This window comes from Rhizobium indicum (assembly GCF_005862305.2).
GTDB classification, from domain to species: Bacteria; Pseudomonadota; Alphaproteobacteria; order Rhizobiales; family Rhizobiaceae; genus Rhizobium; species Rhizobium indicum.
Genome location: NZ_CP054021.1, coordinates 3,993,694 through 4,010,495, shown reverse-complemented (window position 1 = coordinate 4,010,495; position 16,802 = coordinate 3,993,694). Strand labels below are relative to the sequence as shown.

The 16,802-nt window shown below is 60.5% G+C and carries 15 protein-coding genes; 10 read left to right on the top strand and 5 right to left on the bottom strand.

What is annotated here, in order from left to right; translation table 11 throughout:
- Positions 1–16: 16 nt before the first annotated feature.
- Complete coding sequence (locus tag FFM53_RS19365) at positions 17–931, bottom strand: HD-GYP domain-containing protein (protein WP_138386895.1); 915 nt, start codon at positions 929–931, stop codon at positions 17–19.
- Positions 932–1,412: 481 nt separating this feature from the next.
- Here FFM53_RS19365 and FFM53_RS19360 point away from each other — a divergent pair, with 481 nt between their 5' ends.
- Positions 1,413–2,516 (top strand): branched-chain amino acid ABC transporter substrate-binding protein, encoded by a 1,104-nt coding sequence (locus FFM53_RS19360; RefSeq protein ID WP_138386894.1) that lies wholly within the window; start codon positions 1,413–1,415, stop codon positions 2,514–2,516.
- A 118-nt stretch (positions 2,517–2,634) separates the two neighbouring features.
- Positions 2,635–4,332: an adenine deaminase gene (gene ade / locus FFM53_RS19355; protein WP_138386893.1), complete on the top strand. Its 1,698-nt coding sequence runs from the start codon at positions 2,635–2,637 to the stop codon at positions 4,330–4,332.
- 55 nt (positions 4,333–4,387) lie between these two features.
- Here ade and FFM53_RS19350 read toward each other — a convergent pair whose 3' ends face one another.
- From FFM53_RS19350 to bglA, 3 genes are all read right to left on the bottom strand, one after another.
- Positions 4,388–4,678, bottom strand: a complete 291-nt coding sequence (locus tag FFM53_RS19350) for an addiction module antidote protein (protein WP_138386892.1) — start codon at positions 4,676–4,678, stop codon at positions 4,388–4,390.
- Positions 4,671–4,976, bottom strand: coding sequence for a type II toxin-antitoxin system RelE/ParE family toxin (locus tag FFM53_RS19345; RefSeq protein ID WP_138386891.1), 306 nt, complete (start codon positions 4,974–4,976; stop codon positions 4,671–4,673). The genes FFM53_RS19350 and FFM53_RS19345 overlap by 8 nt, the downstream gene beginning before the upstream one ends.
- A gap of 64 nt (positions 4,977–5,040) precedes the next feature.
- Positions 5,041–6,687: a beta-galactosidase BglA gene (gene bglA, locus FFM53_RS19340; RefSeq protein WP_138386890.1), complete on the bottom strand. Its 1,647-nt coding sequence runs from the start codon at positions 6,685–6,687 to the stop codon at positions 5,041–5,043.
- A 286-nt stretch (positions 6,688–6,973) separates the two neighbouring features.
- Between bglA and FFM53_RS19335 the strand changes: the two genes are divergently transcribed.
- From FFM53_RS19335 to FFM53_RS19310, 6 genes are all read left to right on the top strand, one after another.
- Entirely contained in the window at positions 6,974–8,554 is a 1,581-nt protein-coding gene (locus tag FFM53_RS19335) for a peptide ABC transporter substrate-binding protein (RefSeq protein ID WP_011653015.1), read from the top strand.
- A 48-nt stretch (positions 8,555–8,602) separates the two neighbouring features.
- Positions 8,603–9,526: an ABC transporter permease subunit gene (locus tag FFM53_RS19330; RefSeq protein WP_003541883.1), complete on the top strand. Its 924-nt coding sequence runs from the start codon at positions 8,603–8,605 to the stop codon at positions 9,524–9,526.
- The gene (locus tag FFM53_RS19325; protein WP_018495229.1) at positions 9,523–10,440 is read left to right on the top strand and encodes an ABC transporter permease; all 918 of its coding nucleotides are present in this window, start codon (positions 9,523–9,525) and stop codon (positions 10,438–10,440) included. Before FFM53_RS19330 ends, FFM53_RS19325 begins: the two co-directional genes overlap by 4 nt.
- A 2-nt stretch (positions 10,441–10,442) precedes the next feature.
- Complete coding sequence (locus tag FFM53_RS19320) at positions 10,443–11,450, top strand: ABC transporter ATP-binding protein (protein WP_138386889.1); 1,008 nt, start codon at positions 10,443–10,445, stop codon at positions 11,448–11,450.
- Entirely contained in the window at positions 11,443–12,429 is a 987-nt protein-coding gene (locus tag FFM53_RS19315; RefSeq protein WP_077978952.1) for an ABC transporter ATP-binding protein, read from the top strand. The genes FFM53_RS19320 and FFM53_RS19315 overlap by 8 nt, the downstream gene beginning before the upstream one ends.
- A gap of 227 nt (positions 12,430–12,656) precedes the next feature.
- Positions 12,657–13,577 carry a sugar kinase gene (locus tag FFM53_RS19310; protein ID WP_138386888.1) on the top strand — a complete coding sequence of 307 codons (921 nt, stop codon included), beginning with the start codon at positions 12,657–12,659 and terminating at the stop codon, positions 13,575–13,577.
- Between the two features lie 127 nt (positions 13,578–13,704).
- Here the strand turns inward: FFM53_RS19310 and gstI are convergent, their stop codons facing one another.
- Positions 13,705–13,896 (bottom strand): glutamine synthetase translation inhibitor GstI, encoded by a 192-nt coding sequence (gene gstI / locus FFM53_RS19305; RefSeq protein ID WP_138386887.1) that lies wholly within the window; start codon positions 13,894–13,896, stop codon positions 13,705–13,707.
- Between the two features lie 432 nt (positions 13,897–14,328).
- Between gstI and FFM53_RS19300 the strand changes: the two genes are divergently transcribed.
- Together FFM53_RS19300 and FFM53_RS19295 are read left to right on the top strand one after the other, a co-directional pair.
- A complete protein-coding gene (locus FFM53_RS19300; RefSeq protein WP_003541898.1) occupies positions 14,329–15,369 on the top strand; it encodes a glutamine synthetase beta-grasp domain-containing protein in 1,041 nt (346 codons plus the stop codon).
- Positions 15,370–15,617: 248 nt separating this feature from the next.
- Positions 15,618–16,802 (top strand): glycosyltransferase family 4 protein, encoded by a 1,185-nt coding sequence (locus FFM53_RS19295; RefSeq protein WP_138386886.1) that lies wholly within the window; start codon positions 15,618–15,620, stop codon positions 16,800–16,802.

Below are 16,802 nucleotides of genomic sequence, written 5' to 3'. Positions count from 1 at the left end.
GGAAGACCGATAGGCCTCAGGTCACGGCGGCGACGGAAAGGCAGAGGGCGAATTTCTTCAGCAGCCGGCGATCGAATTGCCCTTCGTTGCCAAACATCCATTTCAGTGCTTGGCTCGCGCTCCATGGCGCCTTGTACGGCCGCACGGAGGTCATGGCGTCATAGACATCGCAAATCGCAGCAAGACGCGCATGGAAGCTGACCTGCGCCTCGGAAAGCCTGCGGGGATAGCCCTTGCCGTCGATACGCTCATGATGGTTGAGGCAGACGTCGAGAACGATCTCCGGCATGCCTTCCTGGCGTGACAGGATTGCGTGCCCCTTTTCCGGATGATCGCGGATCATCTTGATCTCGTCCTCGTCCAGGCGCCCTTCCTTGTTGAGTATCTCAAGCGGAATTTCGAGCTTGCCGACGTCGTGCAGCAATCCTGCCGTGCCGAGCGTCTGCACGGTAGCCTCGTCAAGTCCGAGGTGACGGCCGAAAAGGATCATCAGCGCACTCACCGAAAGGGAATGCAGAAACGTCACTTCGTCCTTGGATTTCAGACGCGTAACGCTCAGAAAGACAGTGGGATTGTCATCCATCGACTTGGAGACCGAGGAAATCACCGGCGCCACCTGATCGACGCTGATCCCATCGCCATGCTGGAGCCGGCCGAAAACGCTTTCCAGGACCTGCACGGATTTCTGGATGGTCTCGCGTGCCGCCTTGGTGTCGATCTCGACATTGCCGCCCGGCAGACCGTCGATGTCGAGGCCTCTGCTGGTGTTGATAACAACACCTTCAATGCCGCTCTTGCGAAGCTTCAGGGCATCGACTTCACGGCGTAGCAGAAATCTTCGCTTGGACAGATGGGGGTCCTGCCATGCACCCTCGATCGCCTCCACAAACATTCCGTTGCGCACCTGTCTGGCTTCGATACGCTTGAGCATCCAGATCTCTGTTCCTGAAATATCTCTCTGTCTATTATCGACCGTTATTTTGCATCGCAGCAATATATGCACGAACAATGATTCTACTCTAATTGGTAGAATCAAGTGTTAATCTCGAAACCGAATTCGACTATTCGGAAAGACGAAGAGTTTCGCGAAATTCGGCAGGTTCATCGGCACCGCGCAAATGCGGATACAGCACTTCTGGAGATCTGCAGACGGCGCCACGATCGACGATTTTGGATTATTTCGCGCCGAATCGGCTCGATTTTCGTTTCATTTTGTTATCAACTTGCGGAATTCCACCAAAATTCCTAGAAATCTTGCCGTTGCGCCCATTCGAGCCAAATATGGCCGGAGGGCGCATCGATCGCGCCGATATCGATCGTCCTTGGCACGGCCTGAGGGCCGTTGAACGATCCGGAAAATCCGGCGCGGCACCTCATCGCGGGTCGAATGACCCCATCCAAGGAGACAGACAATGACCCTCAAGACATTGACGGCGACCCTCGTCGCGTCGCTCGCCTTTGCGCCGCTTGCCCATGCCGATATCACCATCGGCCTGATCGCGCCGCTGACCGGCCCCGTCGCCGCCTATGGCGACCAAGTGAAGAACGGTGCGCAGACCGCCGTTGACGAGATCAACAAGAAGGGCGGAATTCTCGGCGAGAAGGTCGTCCTCGAACTGGCCGATGATGCCGGCGAACCGAAACAGGGCGTTTCCGCCGCCAACAAGGTCGTCGGCGACGGCATCCGCTTCGTCGTCGGTCCGGTGACATCGGGTGTCGCCATTCCGGTTTCGGACGTGCTTGCTGAAAACGGCGTGCTGATGGTCACCCCGACTGCGACGGCCCCCGACCTGACCAAGCGCGGTCTGACCAACGTGCTGCGCACCTGCGGCCGCGACGACCAGCAGGCCGAAGTCGCCGCCAAATATGTGCTGAAGAATTTCAAGGACAAGCGCGTCGCCATCGTCAACGACAAGGGCGCCTACGGCAAGGGCCTCGCCGACGCCTTCAAGGCGACGCTGAACGCCGGCGGTATCACCGAAGTCGTCAATGACGCGATCACGCCTGGTGACAAGGATTTCAGTGCGCTCACCACCCGCATCAAGTCCGAGAAGGTCGATGTGGTCTATTTCGGCGGCTACCACCCGGAAGGCGGCCTGCTCGCCCGCCAGCTGCATGACCTCGCCGCCAACGCGACGATCATCGGCGGCGACGGACTCTCCAACACCGAATTCTGGGCAATCGGCACGGATGCGGCAGGAGGGACGATCTTCACCAACGCTTCGGACGCCACCAAGAGCCCGGATTCCAAAGCCGCAGCCGATGCGCTCGCCGCCAAGAACATCCCGGCCGAAGCCTTCACGCTGAACGCTTATGCCGCCGTCGAAGTGCTGAAGGCCGGCATCGAGAAGGCCGGCAGCGCCGAGGATGCGGAAACCGTCGCGACCGCGTTGAAGGACGGCAAGGAGATCCCGACCGCCATCGGCAAGGTTACCTACGGCGAGACCGGCGACCTGACCTCGCAGAGCTTCTCGCTCTACAAGTGGGAAGCCGGCAAGATCGTCGCCGCCGAGTAAACCATCGCTGACCGTCACCGACCGGGCGCCCTGTGGCGCCCGGTTTCGTTTTGCGGCACTCGCTTGTCGCGGCAGATCGGCTATAAGTTTCGGAATCGGTTGTAATGTGAGCAATACCATGACCAGCAGACTCGAGCGCTTCATCGATCAGGGCGTTGGCCGTGTGCCGGCCGATATCGTGCTGAAGGGCGGCTGCTTCTTCGATCTCGTCACCGGCGAACTCGTCCAGTCGGACATTGCGATCGGCGCCGATCGCATCGTCGGCACCTCAGGCAATTATGAGGGCGAAACCGAGATCGACATCTCAGGCAGGATCGTCGTTCCCGGCTTCATCGACACGCATCTGCACATCGAATCTTCACTCGTCACACCGCATGAATTCGATCGCTGCGTTCTGCCCTATGGTGTCACCACCGCCATCTGCGATCCGCACGAAATCGCCAATGTGCTCGGAACCGCCGGAATCGAATTCTTTCTCGAATCCGCGCTGGAGACGATCATGGACATCCGCGTCCAGCTCTCCTCCTGTGTGCCGGCGACGCATCTTGAAACCTCCGGTGCCGATCTGCCGATCGAGCGCCTCCTGCCCTTCCGCCACCATCCGAAGGTGATCGGACTTGCCGAATTCATGAATTTCCCCGGCGTGATCCACAAGGATCCCGTCTGCATGGCCAAGCTCGACGCCTTCCAGGGCGGCCATATCGACGGTCATGCGCCGCTGCTCTCAGGCAACGACCTTAACGGTTACCTCTCGGCCGGCATCCGCACCGAGCACGAATGCACGACCGCCGGCGAAGCCTTGGAGAAGATCCGCAAGGGCATGCATATCCTCGTGCGCGAGGGTTCGGTCTCCAAGGATCTCGCGGCGCTGATACCCATTATCACCGAGCGGCTTTCACCCTTCCTCGCGCTTTGCACCGACGACCGCAATCCGCTCGATATCGCCGAACAGGGTCATCTCGATCACATGATCCGCACGGCGATCGCAAGCGGCGTCGAGCCCCTGGCAATTTATCGCGCCGCCTCGATCTCTGCCGCCCGCGCCTTCGGTCTCAGGGACCGAGGCCTGGTCGCGCCAGGCTGGCGCGCAGACCTGGTGGTTCTCGACAGCCTGGAAAGCTGCCGCGCCGAGATCGTCTTCTCGGCCGGCCGCCGCGTCACCGACGCGCTCTTTGCCACACGCAGGCCGATTGCCCCGATCGGCCTCGACAGCGTCAAGGCAAGGCCCGTCAACGCCGCCCATTTCGGCGTGCCTGTCGCCGAGGGCGAAACGCCTGTCATCGGTGTCATGCCGGGCAAGATCATCACCGAGCATCGCCGCTACCGCCTGCCCGTCAAGGGCAATGAGACGACCGTCGATCTCGCCAACGACATCATCAAGGTCGCCGTCATCGAACGCCACGGCAAGAACGGCAACCACGCCAACGGTTTCGTCCAGGGCTTCGGCCTGAAGAAGGGCGCGATCGCCTCCACCGTCGGCCATGACAGCCACAATATCTGCGTCGTCGGCGTCAACGAAGACGACATGGCGCGCGCCGCAAACCGCCTCGGCGAGATCAACGGCGGCTTCGTCGTCGTCGAAGACGGCAAGGTCACCGGCGAAATCGCCCTGCCCGTCGCCGGCTTGATGAGCCTTGAGCCCTACGAGACCGTCCGCGATACACTGCACCATCTGCGCAAGGCCGCCTTCGCGCTCGGCGCCACGTTGGAGGAACCCTTCCTCCAGCTCGCCTTCCTGCCGCTGCCGGTCATCCCGCACCTGAAGATTTCAGACCGCGGTATGGTTGATGTGGACAAGTTCGCGCTGATCGGATGATGCAGGATATCGGAACTCTCACTTGCGAGAGGGCTTCAGTGAACGCCAGACGGTCTCAAATCGCGTGATGTCGCGTCGTGAGTTCAAGCCCGATGGCCTTCATCACCGCCAGCGTGGTTTCGAGTGTGGGATTTCCGTTTTCACTGAGTGCCTTGTAGAGATGCTCGCGCGCAAGGCCGGTTTCTTTGGCGATTTTGCTCATGCCCTTGGCGCGTGCAACGACGCCAAGAGCAGAAGCGATGAATTTCGCATCTCCGGTCTGCAGGGCCTCGGTGATAAAGGTTTCGATAGCCTCGTCGGAATCGAGTAGCTCAGCCGGATCGAAGTCGAAAATCTGTTCAGCCATTATCGTCGCTCCATTCCATGGCCATTCTCTTTGCCGTCCGTATGTCGGTTTCCTGCGTGCTTTTATCGCCGCCGCAGAGAAGCACGATGATCGTTTCTCCCCGCTTGCGGTAGTAGATCCGATAGCCAGGCCCATAGTGAATGCGCAACTCACTCACCCCTTCACCGACCGGAGCGGCATCGCCGGCATGCCCGGTTGCAAGACGCTGAAGGCGTAAAGCAATCATTGCCTTGGCCTTTCCGTCTTTCAACCGTTTGTGCCACTTCTGGAAAGTGGCCGTCTGCTTCAAGATGAACATATCAGTTGTAATTTAAAAAATACAGCCCTATCGAAATCCATGACCCTCGACGACAGCGCGAATGTCAAATCCGCGCACAAAACCCATCCAGCGCGGCAAGTTTCACTGATCCCGCACTCACCACCGCCTCGAAGCCGGGCATGGCAAGCGCTTCTCTGAGCGCAATGCCATCGGGCAGGCGGAATTCCGCCGGTTTGCGCGTCAGGTTGAAAACGAAGAGCAGTTTTTCTCCGTTCTTTTCGCGGGTGAAGGCGAGCAGATCCTGGTTGGTGCCGATGAAGGTCATGTCGCCGTCGATCAGCGCCAGGTGGCTCTTCCGAAATGCGAGCGTCCTGCGATAGTGATGCAGCACAGAGCTTTCGCTCTCTTCCTGCGTATCGACGGAAAGCGCTGCCTGCTCGTAAGGCACCGGCAGCCAGCTCTTTTCCGCCGAGGTGAAGCCCGCATGCGCCTTGCCGGCTTCCCAGGGCATCGGTGTGCGACATCCATCGCGGCCCTTGAAGGCCGGCCAGAAGCGGATGCCGTAGGGGTCGCGCAGATCCTCGAAGGCGAGTTCCGCCTCGGGCAAGCCGAGTTCCTCGCCTTGATAGAGGCAGATCGAGCCACGCAGCGCCGCAAGCACCGAGATCGCCAGCTTGGCGATGACAGGCCGCTCTTCCTCCGTCCGCGCGAAACGGCTGACATGGCGCATGACGTCGTGGTTGGAAAAAGCCCAGCAGACCCAGCCGTCCGTGACGGCCTTTTGGAAGGCCTCGACGCAGCCGCGAATATGCTCGGCGGTGAAATCCGGCCCGAGCAGGTCGAATGTGTAGCACATGTGCAGCTTGTCGCCGCCACTCGTATAGGCGCCAACCGTCTTCAGCGAACGCGCCCCATCGCCGACTTCGCCGACGGTCGTGCGATCCTCGTACTGATCGAGCAACGCCCGGAAGCGCTTGAGGAAATCGACATTTTCCGGCTGCGTCTTGTCGTAGAGGTGGTTCTGCATGCCGTAGGGATTGCTGTCGGGCGCATCGAGGCCTGCGTCATCTTCATCAGGCTCGTGCGGCGGATTGCTCCTCAGCAGCTTGTCGCAGAAATAATAGTTGACCGTATCCAGGCGGAAGCCGTCGACGCCGCGGTCGAGCCAGAACTTTACCGTCTCGAGGACCGCATCCTGCACGGCCTTGCTGTGGAAGTTGAGGTCCGGCTGCGAGGTCAGGAAATTGTGCTGGTAATATTGCCGGCGCACGCCATCCCATTCCCAGCCCGGCCCGCCGAAGATCGACAACCAGTTGTTCGGCGCCGTACCGTCAGGCTTCGGATCGGCCCAGACATACCAGTCCGCCTTGGGATTGGTCCGGCTCGATCGGCTCTCGACGAACCAGGGATGCCGGTCGGAAGTGTGCGAGATCACCTGGTCGATGACGACCTTAATGCCGAGCTTGTGCGCTTCGCCCATCATTTCGTCGAAATCGGCCAGCGTCCCGAAGATCGGATCGACGTCGCAATAATCGGAAACGTCGTAGCCCATGTCGGCCATCGGCGACTTGAAGAAAGGCGAGAGCCAGATCGCGTCGACGCCGAGGCTGGCAATATGCGGCAGCCGGCGGGTGATTCCCCTGAGATCGCCGAGACCATCGCTGTTGGTGTCCTGAAACGAGCGCGGATAGACCTGATAGATCACCGCGCCACGCCACCAGTCCGCACTCCCGCCTGCCTGCAATGCCATCGGCTACATCTCCTGCCTCGTTTGCGCTCGTCACACTAAAGCGGACGAAACAAAAGACAACCATGTGAAGCGGTTATGAAGGTGTTGCGAAACGCCGCGACACGTCGTCGCGATCCGACAAGGGGGAGACGTATATTGGCTTGTCCACAACCCGTTTCCACCCTCCGGATTTGGGGTTGCAACGCAAAGCCTTTGCGATAATGTGCGCGCTGACCTGCACGTAAGAGGTCAAACACCGGGAACAAATGTCTAATAAAGGCGAAAAGCCTAGAAAGGTGGACCCACCATGAACCATTTCGCGAAAAAATTTCTCGCCTCTGCAATGCTTGGCACATTGCTGGCGTTTTCGGCCCATGCGGCCACGCTCAACATTCACAATGGTGGCGACCCGCAGTCGCTCGATCCGCAGAAGCTTTCCGGCGACTGGGAGAACCGTATCGCCGGCGACATTTTCGAAGGCCTCGTCACTGAGGACGCCAAGGATAATCCGATCCCCGGCCAGGCTGAAAGCTGGACGATTTCGCCTGATGGCAAGGTCTACACCTTCAAGCTTCGCGACGGCATCAAGTGGTCCGATGGCCAGCCGGTAACGGCAGGAGACTTTGTCTTCGCCTTCCAGCGCCTCGTCGACCCGAAGAATGCCGCCGATTATGCCTATCTGCAATTCACCATCAAGAACGCCGAAAAGATCAACAAGGGCGAGATCACCGATCTCAACCAGCTCGGCGTCAAGGCGATCGACGACAAGACGCTCGAAATCACCCTCGAAAACTCCACCCCTTATTTCCTTAATGCCCTGATGCATTACACCGCCTATCCGCTGCCGAAGCATGTCGTCGAGGCGAAGGGGCAGGATTGGGTCAAGATCGGCAACATCGTCACCAACGGCCCTTACAAGCCGGTCGAATGGGTTCCGGGCTCGCATGTCACGACGGTCAAGAACGACCAGTGGTACGACACCAAGGACCTGAAGATCGATGGCGCGAAGTTCTTCGTGCTCGAGGATCAGGAAGCCGCGCTGAAGCGCTACCGCGCCGGCGAGTTCGACATCCTCACCGACTTCCCGACCGACCAGTACGAGTGGATGAAGAAGAACCTGCCTGGCCAGGCGCATGTCGCTCCCTTCTCCGGCCTCTACTATTATGTCGTCAACTCGCAGAAGCCGCCCTTCAGCGACAAGCGCGTCCGCCAGGCTCTGTCCATGGCGATCAACCGTGAAGTGATCGGCCCGCAGATCCTCGGCACCGGCGAACTGCCGGCTTATTCATGGGTTCCGCCGGGCACGGCGAATTACGGCGAGCCGGCCTATGTCAGCTGGAAGGATCTGCCCTATAGCGAGAAGGTCGCCGAAGCCAAGAAGCTTCTGACCGAAGCCGGTTTCGGTCCGGACAAGCCGCTTCACGCTGTCCTCAGCTACAACACCAACGACAACCACAAGCGCATCGCCGTCGCCATCGCTTCCATGTGGAAGCCGCTCGGCGTCGATGTCGAGCTCGTCAATGCCGAAACCAAGGTGCATTACGACCAGATGCAGCGTGGCCAGGTCGAAATCGGCCGCGCCGGCTGGCTCGCCGACTACAACGACCCGGACAACTTCCTGAACCTCCTGGTGACGGGCGTCCAGATGAACTACGGCCGCTGGTCGAATCCCGAGTACGACAAGATGATCAAGGAAGGTAACGCCGAGACGGATCTCACCAAGCGTGCCGCGATCTTCAAGAAGGCCGAACAGCTGGCGCTCGATGAATCCGCCGCCCTGCCGATCTACTACTACGTCTCGAAGAATGTCGTTTCGCCGAAGATCGAAGGCTTCGTCGACAACATCCAGGACATCCACCGCACCCGCTGGCTGTCGATGAAAGAGTAAGGGAAAACGGTCCTTTCCGCGCACTGCGGAAAGGACCGGCCCACGATCATGATCAAATACGCACTCCGTCGCCTGCTATCGACGATCCCCGTTCTGTGGATCGCCGTCACAGCCTGCTTTTTTGTTTTGCGCCTTGCCCCCGGCGGCCCTTTCGATGGCGAAAGGCCATTGCCGCCGGTGATCCTGAAGAACCTTGCTATCCACTACAATCTCGACAAGCCGCTCATCCAGCAGTACCTGATCTATGTCGGTGACCTGCTCCGCGGCGATCTCGGCCCGTCCTTCGCCAGCGAAGATTTCACCGTCGCCCAGCAGATCATGATCGGTCTGCCCTACACCTTCACCATCGGTACGGCTGCCTTCCTGATTGCCATCATTGTCGGCGTGGCGGTCGGCTGTCTTGGGGCGCTTTATCAGAACAAGGCGCCGGATTATATTCTGGGCGCGCTCATTCTGATCGGCGTCGTGCTACCGAACTTCCTGATCGCGCCCATCCTGCAGCTCGTCTTCGGCATCCATCTTGCGTGGTTTCCGGTCGGCGGCTGGGGTGACGGCTCGATCAAATACCTCATCCTGCCGATCGTCGTTCTGGCCCTGCCGCATGCCGGCCGTATCTCGCGCATCACCCGCGGCTCGATGATCGAGGTAATGAACCAGAACTTCATCCGCACCGCTAAGGCCAAAGGCATCGGCCCCCGCCTGACGGTCATGCGCCATGCGCTGAAGCCCGCGCTGATGCCTGTGGTCTCCTATCTCGGACCGGCGGCAAGTTACCTTCTCACCGGCTCGCTGGTTGTCGAAAGCATCTTCGGATTGCCCGGCATCGGCCGCTATTTCGTCAACGCAGCGCTGAACCGCGATTACGGCATGGTTCTCGGCACGGTCATTTTCTACATGGTGCTCATCGTGTTCCTGAATCTTCTCGTCGATATCGCCTATGCGTGGCTCGATCCGAAAGTGAGAAACCGATGATCCTCAACCCCGCAAAACGCGAGCTGCTTGCCCAGGAGCTTCTGGAGGCGGAGGGCCTTGCGCCCGAAAGCCGCTCGCTCACCAAGGATGCCTTGCGCCGACTCGGGCGCAACAAGGCGGCCGTCCTGTCGATCGTCGTCCTGACTGTTCTGATCCTCGCCGCCTTCCTCGGCCCCTGGTTCATTCCCTTCAACTATGAGGATCCTGATTGGGCGGCCTTCCGCATACCGCCCTCGATCGAAACCGGCCACTATTTCGGCACCGACCCGAACGGCCGCGACCTTCTCGCCCGCGTCCTCTACGGCACTCGCGTCTCGCTTGCCGTCGCGCTGACGGCGACCGTCGTCTCCGTCTTCATCGGCGTGCTCTACGGGGCGGTATCGGGATATATCGGCGGCAGGCTGGATGCGATCATGATGCGCTTCGTCGATATCATGTATGCGCTTCCCTATATCCTCTTCGTCATCCTGCTGATGGTGATCTTCGGCCGCAACGTCTATCTGCTCTTTGCCGCGATCGGCGCGCTGGAATGGCTGACCATGGCCCGCATCGTCCGCGGCCAGACGCTGTCGATCAAGCACCGCGAATTCATCGAAGCGGCCCGCGCATCCGGGCAGCGGCCGTTCAAGATCATCATCAAGCACATCATCCCGAACCTCGTCGGACCCGTGGTCATCTTCGCAGCGTTGACGGTGCCTGAAATCATCGCCACCGAAAGCTTCCTTTCCTATCTCGGCTTCGGCGTGCAGGAACCGCTGACCTCGCTCGGCACGCTGATCGCCGAGGGAACCGATGCCATGGAAAGCATGCCGTGGCTGCTGGTCTTCCCGGCGAGCTTCCTCGTGGCCCTGCTGCTCAGCCTGCTCTTCATCGGCGACGGCCTGCGCGACGCGTTCGACCCGAAGGATCGATAAGAATGTCCCAAGAAACACAAAAAGACACCCTTCTCGAACTCAAAGACTATTCGATCACCTTCAAAACGCCGGATGGAGAGGTCAAGGCAGTCTCCAACATGAACCTGACGGTCAAACGCGGCGAACGCATCGCCATCGTCGGCGAGTCCGGTTCGGGCAAGAGCCAGACCTTCCTCGGTATCATGGGCCTGCTTGCCAAGAACGGCAAAACGACGGGACAGGCGCTGCTCGAAGGCAAGGACGTGCTGGCGCTGAAACCGCGCGAGCTCGACCAGATCCGCGGCAAGGACATGGCCATGGTCTTCCAGGATCCGATGACCGCCCTCAATCCATCGCTGAAGATTTCCCGGCAGCTGACGGAACAGCTCGAGGTTCACGGCGGGCTGACGGCGCGCGCTGCATCGGCGGCAGCCCTCGACATGCTCAAGCGTGTGGGCATCCCCGACCCGACGCGGCGCTTCCATCTCTACCCGCACGAACTCTCCGGCGGCATGCGCCAGCGCATCGTCATCGCCATGGCGCTGCTCACCCGGCCGAAACTGTTGATCGCCGACGAGCCGACGACCGCACTCGACGTCACCATCCAGGCGCAGATCCTCGATCTCTTCAACGATCTGACGGCGGAGATGAACACGGCGCTGATCATGATCACCCACGATCTCGGCGTCGTTGCCGGCCTCGCCGACCGCGTCGCCGTCATGTATGCCGGCCGCATCGTCGAGGAAGCGCCGGTCGATGAGCTCTTCGACAATCCGGCCCATCCCTATACCGCAGCACTGCATGCCTCGATCCCGCGGCCGGACCAGGATGTCGACGACCTCGTCGTCATCCCCGGACGTCCGCCGAACCTGCAGCACCTGCCGAAGGGCTGCAATTTCTCGCCACGCTGTTCGCAGGTCCAGGACGATTGCATCGACCGCCCGCCACCGCTCGAAGTGCTGGCGCCGCATCACTGCGCCGCATGCTACCACCCCTTCCCGCGTCGCGAGGAGCTGCTGAACCATGGCTGAACGATCGCTTCTGAGGGTCGAGAACCTGACGACCCAATTCGAACTGCCGGCGAAAGGCCTCTTCAAGCCGCCGATCTTCCTCACCGCCGTCAACAATGTCAGCTTCGACCTCAGCGAAGGCCGCACGCTCGGTATCGTCGGCGAATCCGGCTGCGGCAAGTCGACGCTCGGCCGGTCCATCCTGCGGCTGTTGAAATCGCAGAAGGGCCGCATCCTCTGGCAGGGCCGCAACCTGCTCGACCTGTCGGACGAGGAAATGCGAGCCGCCCGCCGCGACATGCAGATCATCTTCCAGGATCCGATCGCCTCGCTCGACCCGCGCATGACTGTTGGAGACATCATCGCCGAGCCTCTCACAGTCTTCGAGCCGAAGCTATCAAGGGCCGAGCGCACCGAGCGGGTCCGCGAGATCATGACCGCCGTCGGCCTGGTGCCGGAGATGATCAACCGCTACCCGCACGAATTCTCCGGCGGCCAGGCGCAACGCATCGGCATCGCGCGCGCGGTCGTCACCAAGCCGAAGCTCATCATTTGCGACGAGCCGGTTTCGGCCCTCGACGTCTCGATCCAGGGCCAGGTCATCACGCTTCTGCGCAAGCTGCGCAAGGAATTCGGCCTGACGTTGATCTTCATCAGCCACGACCTCTCCGTTGTGCGGCTGATCTCCGACGATGTGCTGGTGCTCTATCTCGGTAGGGTGGTGGAAGCAGGCAGTTGTGCCACCGTCTTCGATCACCCCGCCCACCCCTATACGCAGGCGCTCTTTTCCGCCGCGCCGATCCCGGATCCGAAGCTTGCGCGCCTGCGCACCCGCATCCGCCTGCAGGGTGACCCGCCCTCGCCGCTCAATCCGCCGAAGGGTTGCGTCTTCTCACCGCGCTGCTGGAAGGCGACCGACATCTGTCGCACCGAAATGCCGCCGACCGAGGAGGTCCGCCCCGGCCAGAAGGCCGCCTGTTATCACATGGACAGGCCATGAGTGATACAAAGGCCGCGCAAGCGGCCTTTGCCTCGCCCGCGAAGGCGGGGTTCCATTCCCGAATATAGGCGCTTGCCACCTTCATACTCTCCGCGTATCAGCGAATGAGGGCCAGCGCATACCCCCGAAAATCGGAATCGATTCTCGGGGGTATGCGCCAATTCAAAGTGATAGAGCGTCCTTAGCGCGTCCTTGGACGCGCGGCGCTCTAGTGCCGGGAGGACAAGGTGAGCAGACGGTTTCTATCGATCGGTGAATGCATGGTGGAACTCTCGCAGGCAGGCGATGGTCTGCTGCGCAAGGGCTTTGCCGGCGATACCTTCAACACCGCCTGGTATGCCCGCGCCTGCCTTGCCGCCGACTGGTCGGTCGACTACTTCACCGCGCTCGGCGACGACGCCATGTCGGACGAGATGGCGGCCTTTATCGACAAGGCGGGCATCGGCACCAGCCTCATTCGCCGCATCAGGGGCAGGACGCCGGGCCTTTACATGATCAACCTGAAGGACGGCGAACGCTCCTTCAGCTACTGGCGCGACAGCTCGGCTGCCCGCAGCCTGGCCGCCGATCCGGACCGCCTGCGCGAGGCGGTGGAGAGCGCTGAAGTCGTCTATTTCTCCGGCATCACGCTTGCCATACTGCCGCATGAGGATGCCGAGACTTTGCTTGCCGAAGTCCGTCGCGCCAAGGCCGCAGGCAAGCTCGTCGTCTTCGATCCGAACATCCGCCCGCGGCTTTGGTCGAGCTACGACGTAATGCACACGACGATCAGCGAAGGTGCCCGCTCCTCCGTGCTCGTCATGCCGAGCTTCGACGACGAGGCGGCCCATTTCGGCGATGATTCCATCGAGGCGACGATCCACCGCTACCGCGCACTGGGTGCCGTCCATATCGTCGTCAAGAACGGCGCGGAGGGTGTTACGCTGAATTTTGCCGGCGAGCAGACCTTCGTTCCGGCCGAAAAGGTGGAGAAGGTGGTCGACACGACCAGCGCCGGCGACAGCTTCAACGGCGCTTTTCTCGCACGATATCTCGAAGCAGGCGATGCGTCTGCCGCCGCCCGCTTCGCAGCAAAGGTCGCTGCCCGCGTCGTCAGCGAACATGGCGCATTGGTCGTAAGGGAAAAGCTTGGATTGGATGGCGGCTAAAGCGGCGCGATCTTTCAGATTCGCTTAGCGAAACATGCTTTTGGGCCGCACATGCGGACGCAGTATGAACGCCATGTGCGAGCGCTCCCCGCTTTGTCCGCATCGTTTGCCCCGCTGCCAGAAGAAATCAGGACTTCGTCGGCCGATCGCCGTCGCGAACTGCCTCGTCATGGTACCAGCAGCTGTCGAGCGCAGCATCGCAGACGTCTGCGGCCTCGCGCTCCATCAGCCTGGCGCGTTCGAACCGGTTGGCGTTTCGTATCGCCTTAACGGGAAACTGGTAGATCGTAGCGGATTCGCGATGGAAACCGGTGGGCATGAGATCGCCTCCATTCAGTTCGGCGCATCAACATTTCAGGACCATCTACATAGCACAATGCACATAGTTTATGCAAATTGCATAAAATAAGGGCAATGTTGCAATTGTAATCGGTCGGCATGCTGTCTCGGCTAAAAGCTTCCGATAATTTGTTTAACACTTCATCATTTCAGCCTAACGCCACAATTTTCATCCGGTTCCAGATGAAAAAACTGCGTTTTGATGGGCGATACCGCCTGCGAGCGTTAAAAACAGCCCGATTTTCCAAAAGGGAAAAAATCGGCCGGCACGCTGATTCGCGATCTTTCTTTCGCATAGCGCCAAAACTGGCACGCTACGTGCTTTTAAAGCGTCATCCCTGGCGGTCGGATGCGCTTGCGCGCCGAGATCACCTCCGGATTTGCTCACCTTCGTAGCATTGAGAGAGTCACGATGACAAAATATAAGCTCGAGTATATTTGGCTCGATGGGTACACTCCGGTACCGAACCTGCGTGGCAAGACGCAGATCAAGGAATTCGACGTATTCCCGACGCTGGAACAGCTTCCGCTCTGGGGCTTTGACGGCTCCTCGACGCAGCAGGCTGAAGGCCGCAGCTCCGATTGCGTGCTGAAGCCGGTCGCCATCTATCCCGACCCGGCCCGCACCAACGGCGCTCTCGTCATGTGCGAAGTCATGATGCCGGATGGCGTCACGCCGCACGCATCGAATGCCCGCGCCACCATCCTCGACGACGAAGACGCCTGGTTCGGCTTCGAGCAGGAATATTTCTTCTACCAGAACGGCCGTCCGCTCGGCTTCCCTGAGCAGGGCTACCCCGCTCCGCAGGGCCCTTATTACACCGGCGTCGGCTATTCGAACGTCGGCGACGTTGCCCGCGAAATCGTCGAAGAGCATCTCGACCTCTGCCTCGCTGCCGGCATCAATCACGAAGGCATCAATGCCGAAGTGGCCAAGGGCCAGTGGGAATTCCAGATTTTCGGCAAGGGCTCCAAGAAGGCCGCCGACCAGATCTGGATGGCACGCTACCTCCTGCAGCGCCTGACCGAAAAGTACGGCATCGACATCGAGTATCACTGCAAGCCGCTCGGCGACACCGACTGGAACGGCTCGGGCATGCATTGCAACTTCTCGACCAAGTACATGCGCGAAGTCGGCGGCAAGGCTTATTTCGAAGCGCTGATGGCGCAGTTCGACAAGAACCTGATGGACCACATCGACGTCTACGGTCCTGACAACGACAAGCGCCTGACCGGCAAGCACGAGACGGCTCCGTGGAACAAGTTCTCCTACGGCGTTGCCGACCGTGGTGCCTCGATCCGCGTGCCGCACTCCTTCGTCAAGAACGACTACAAGGGCTATCTGGAAGATCGCCGCCCGAATTCGCAGGGCTGCCCCTACCAGATCGCTTCGCAGGTTCTGAAGACGATCTCGGAAGTTCCGACCGCAAGCTCGGCTTCCGCTGCAGCTTGACCTCCCAGGCGGCGTCGGTCCACGACCGGCGCCGTGACTTTCTTCTTTCAAATGAAAAACAACCGCCGCCAGCCGCCGACATAATCGGGGCGATCAGACCGGCGAAAGCCCTGCAATCCTCGCAATATGGGCTGTAATATTTCCATCATGGTCATGCCTCAAAATAGAGAAGCGGGAATCGCCGTTCCGGAACCCCGCTTAGGGGTTGAGCGTTGGCATATCACTGCGACGCGGATGGAAATCGTGACATGCTGCAACGTCCGGCAAACACTTACAGCGGCGAGAGCTGGGCCAATGCCGCAGCCGCCGGGAACCTGCCTGAGAGGCTGGTGATTGTCACCGATGCCTGGCACCCACAGGTCAACGGCGTCGTGCGCTCGATCGAGAACACCAACCGCGAACTGGCGAAGATGGGCGTCGAGGTTTCGATGGTGACGCCGGAGCGATTCAACAGCATCCCCTGCCCGACCTATCCTGAGATCCGCCTGTCGATCGCCAATTACCGCCGCATCGCCCGCGAGATCGAAAAGCACAATCCGTCCTACGTGCATATTGCCACCGAAGGTCCGCTGGGGCTGACCGCTCGCCGCTGGTGCCTGAGAAACCGCATGCCGTTTTCGACGAGCTACCACACCCGCTTCCCGGAATACGTTTCCGCGCGCCTGCCGATACCGAAGAGCTGGCTCTACTCCTTCGTTCGCTGGTTCCACAATGGCGGCGCCGGCTGCATGGTGGCGACGCCGAGCCTTGCCCGCGAACTGTCGGAAAAGGGCATCCGCAACCTCATGCCCTGGAGCCGCGGCATTGACGCCACGCAGTTCCGTCCGATGGCGCTCGAGGAAACCCCGTTCGGCTTGGCGCGCCCGATCTTCATGACCGTCGGCCGCGTGGCGCTGGAAAAGAACCTGCCGGCTTTCCTCGATCTCGATCTGCCGGGTTCCAAGGTCGTCGTCGGCGACGGTCCTGCCCGCGCCGAGCTTGAAAAGCAATATCCCGACGTCTTCTTCGCGGGCGTGCAGTTCGGCGAGGATCTGGCGAAAACCTACGCCCAGGCCGATGTCTTCGTCTTTCCCTCGCTCACCGACACCTTCGGCAACACCATCCTCGAGGCGCTGGCATCGGGCGTGCCGGTCGCAGCTTATCCGGTCACCGGCCCGCTCGACATCATCGGCGAGGATAGCGAAGTCGGGGCGCTCGACCAGAACCTACAGGCCGCCTGCCTAGCCGCCCTCTCCGCCTCGCGAGAGAAGGCGCGTGAACTCGCCATGCAATATTCCTGGGAAGCGGCGACGCTGCAGTTCATCAACAATATCCGCGCCGCCAACGGCGTCATCACGCCGAAATGGAAGAAGGCCTGGCAGTTTGCCACCAAGTCGCTCCCAAGAAGCAGAAAGCCCGGCGAAACCGCCGGGCCTCTCCCGTCCGCAGACTGA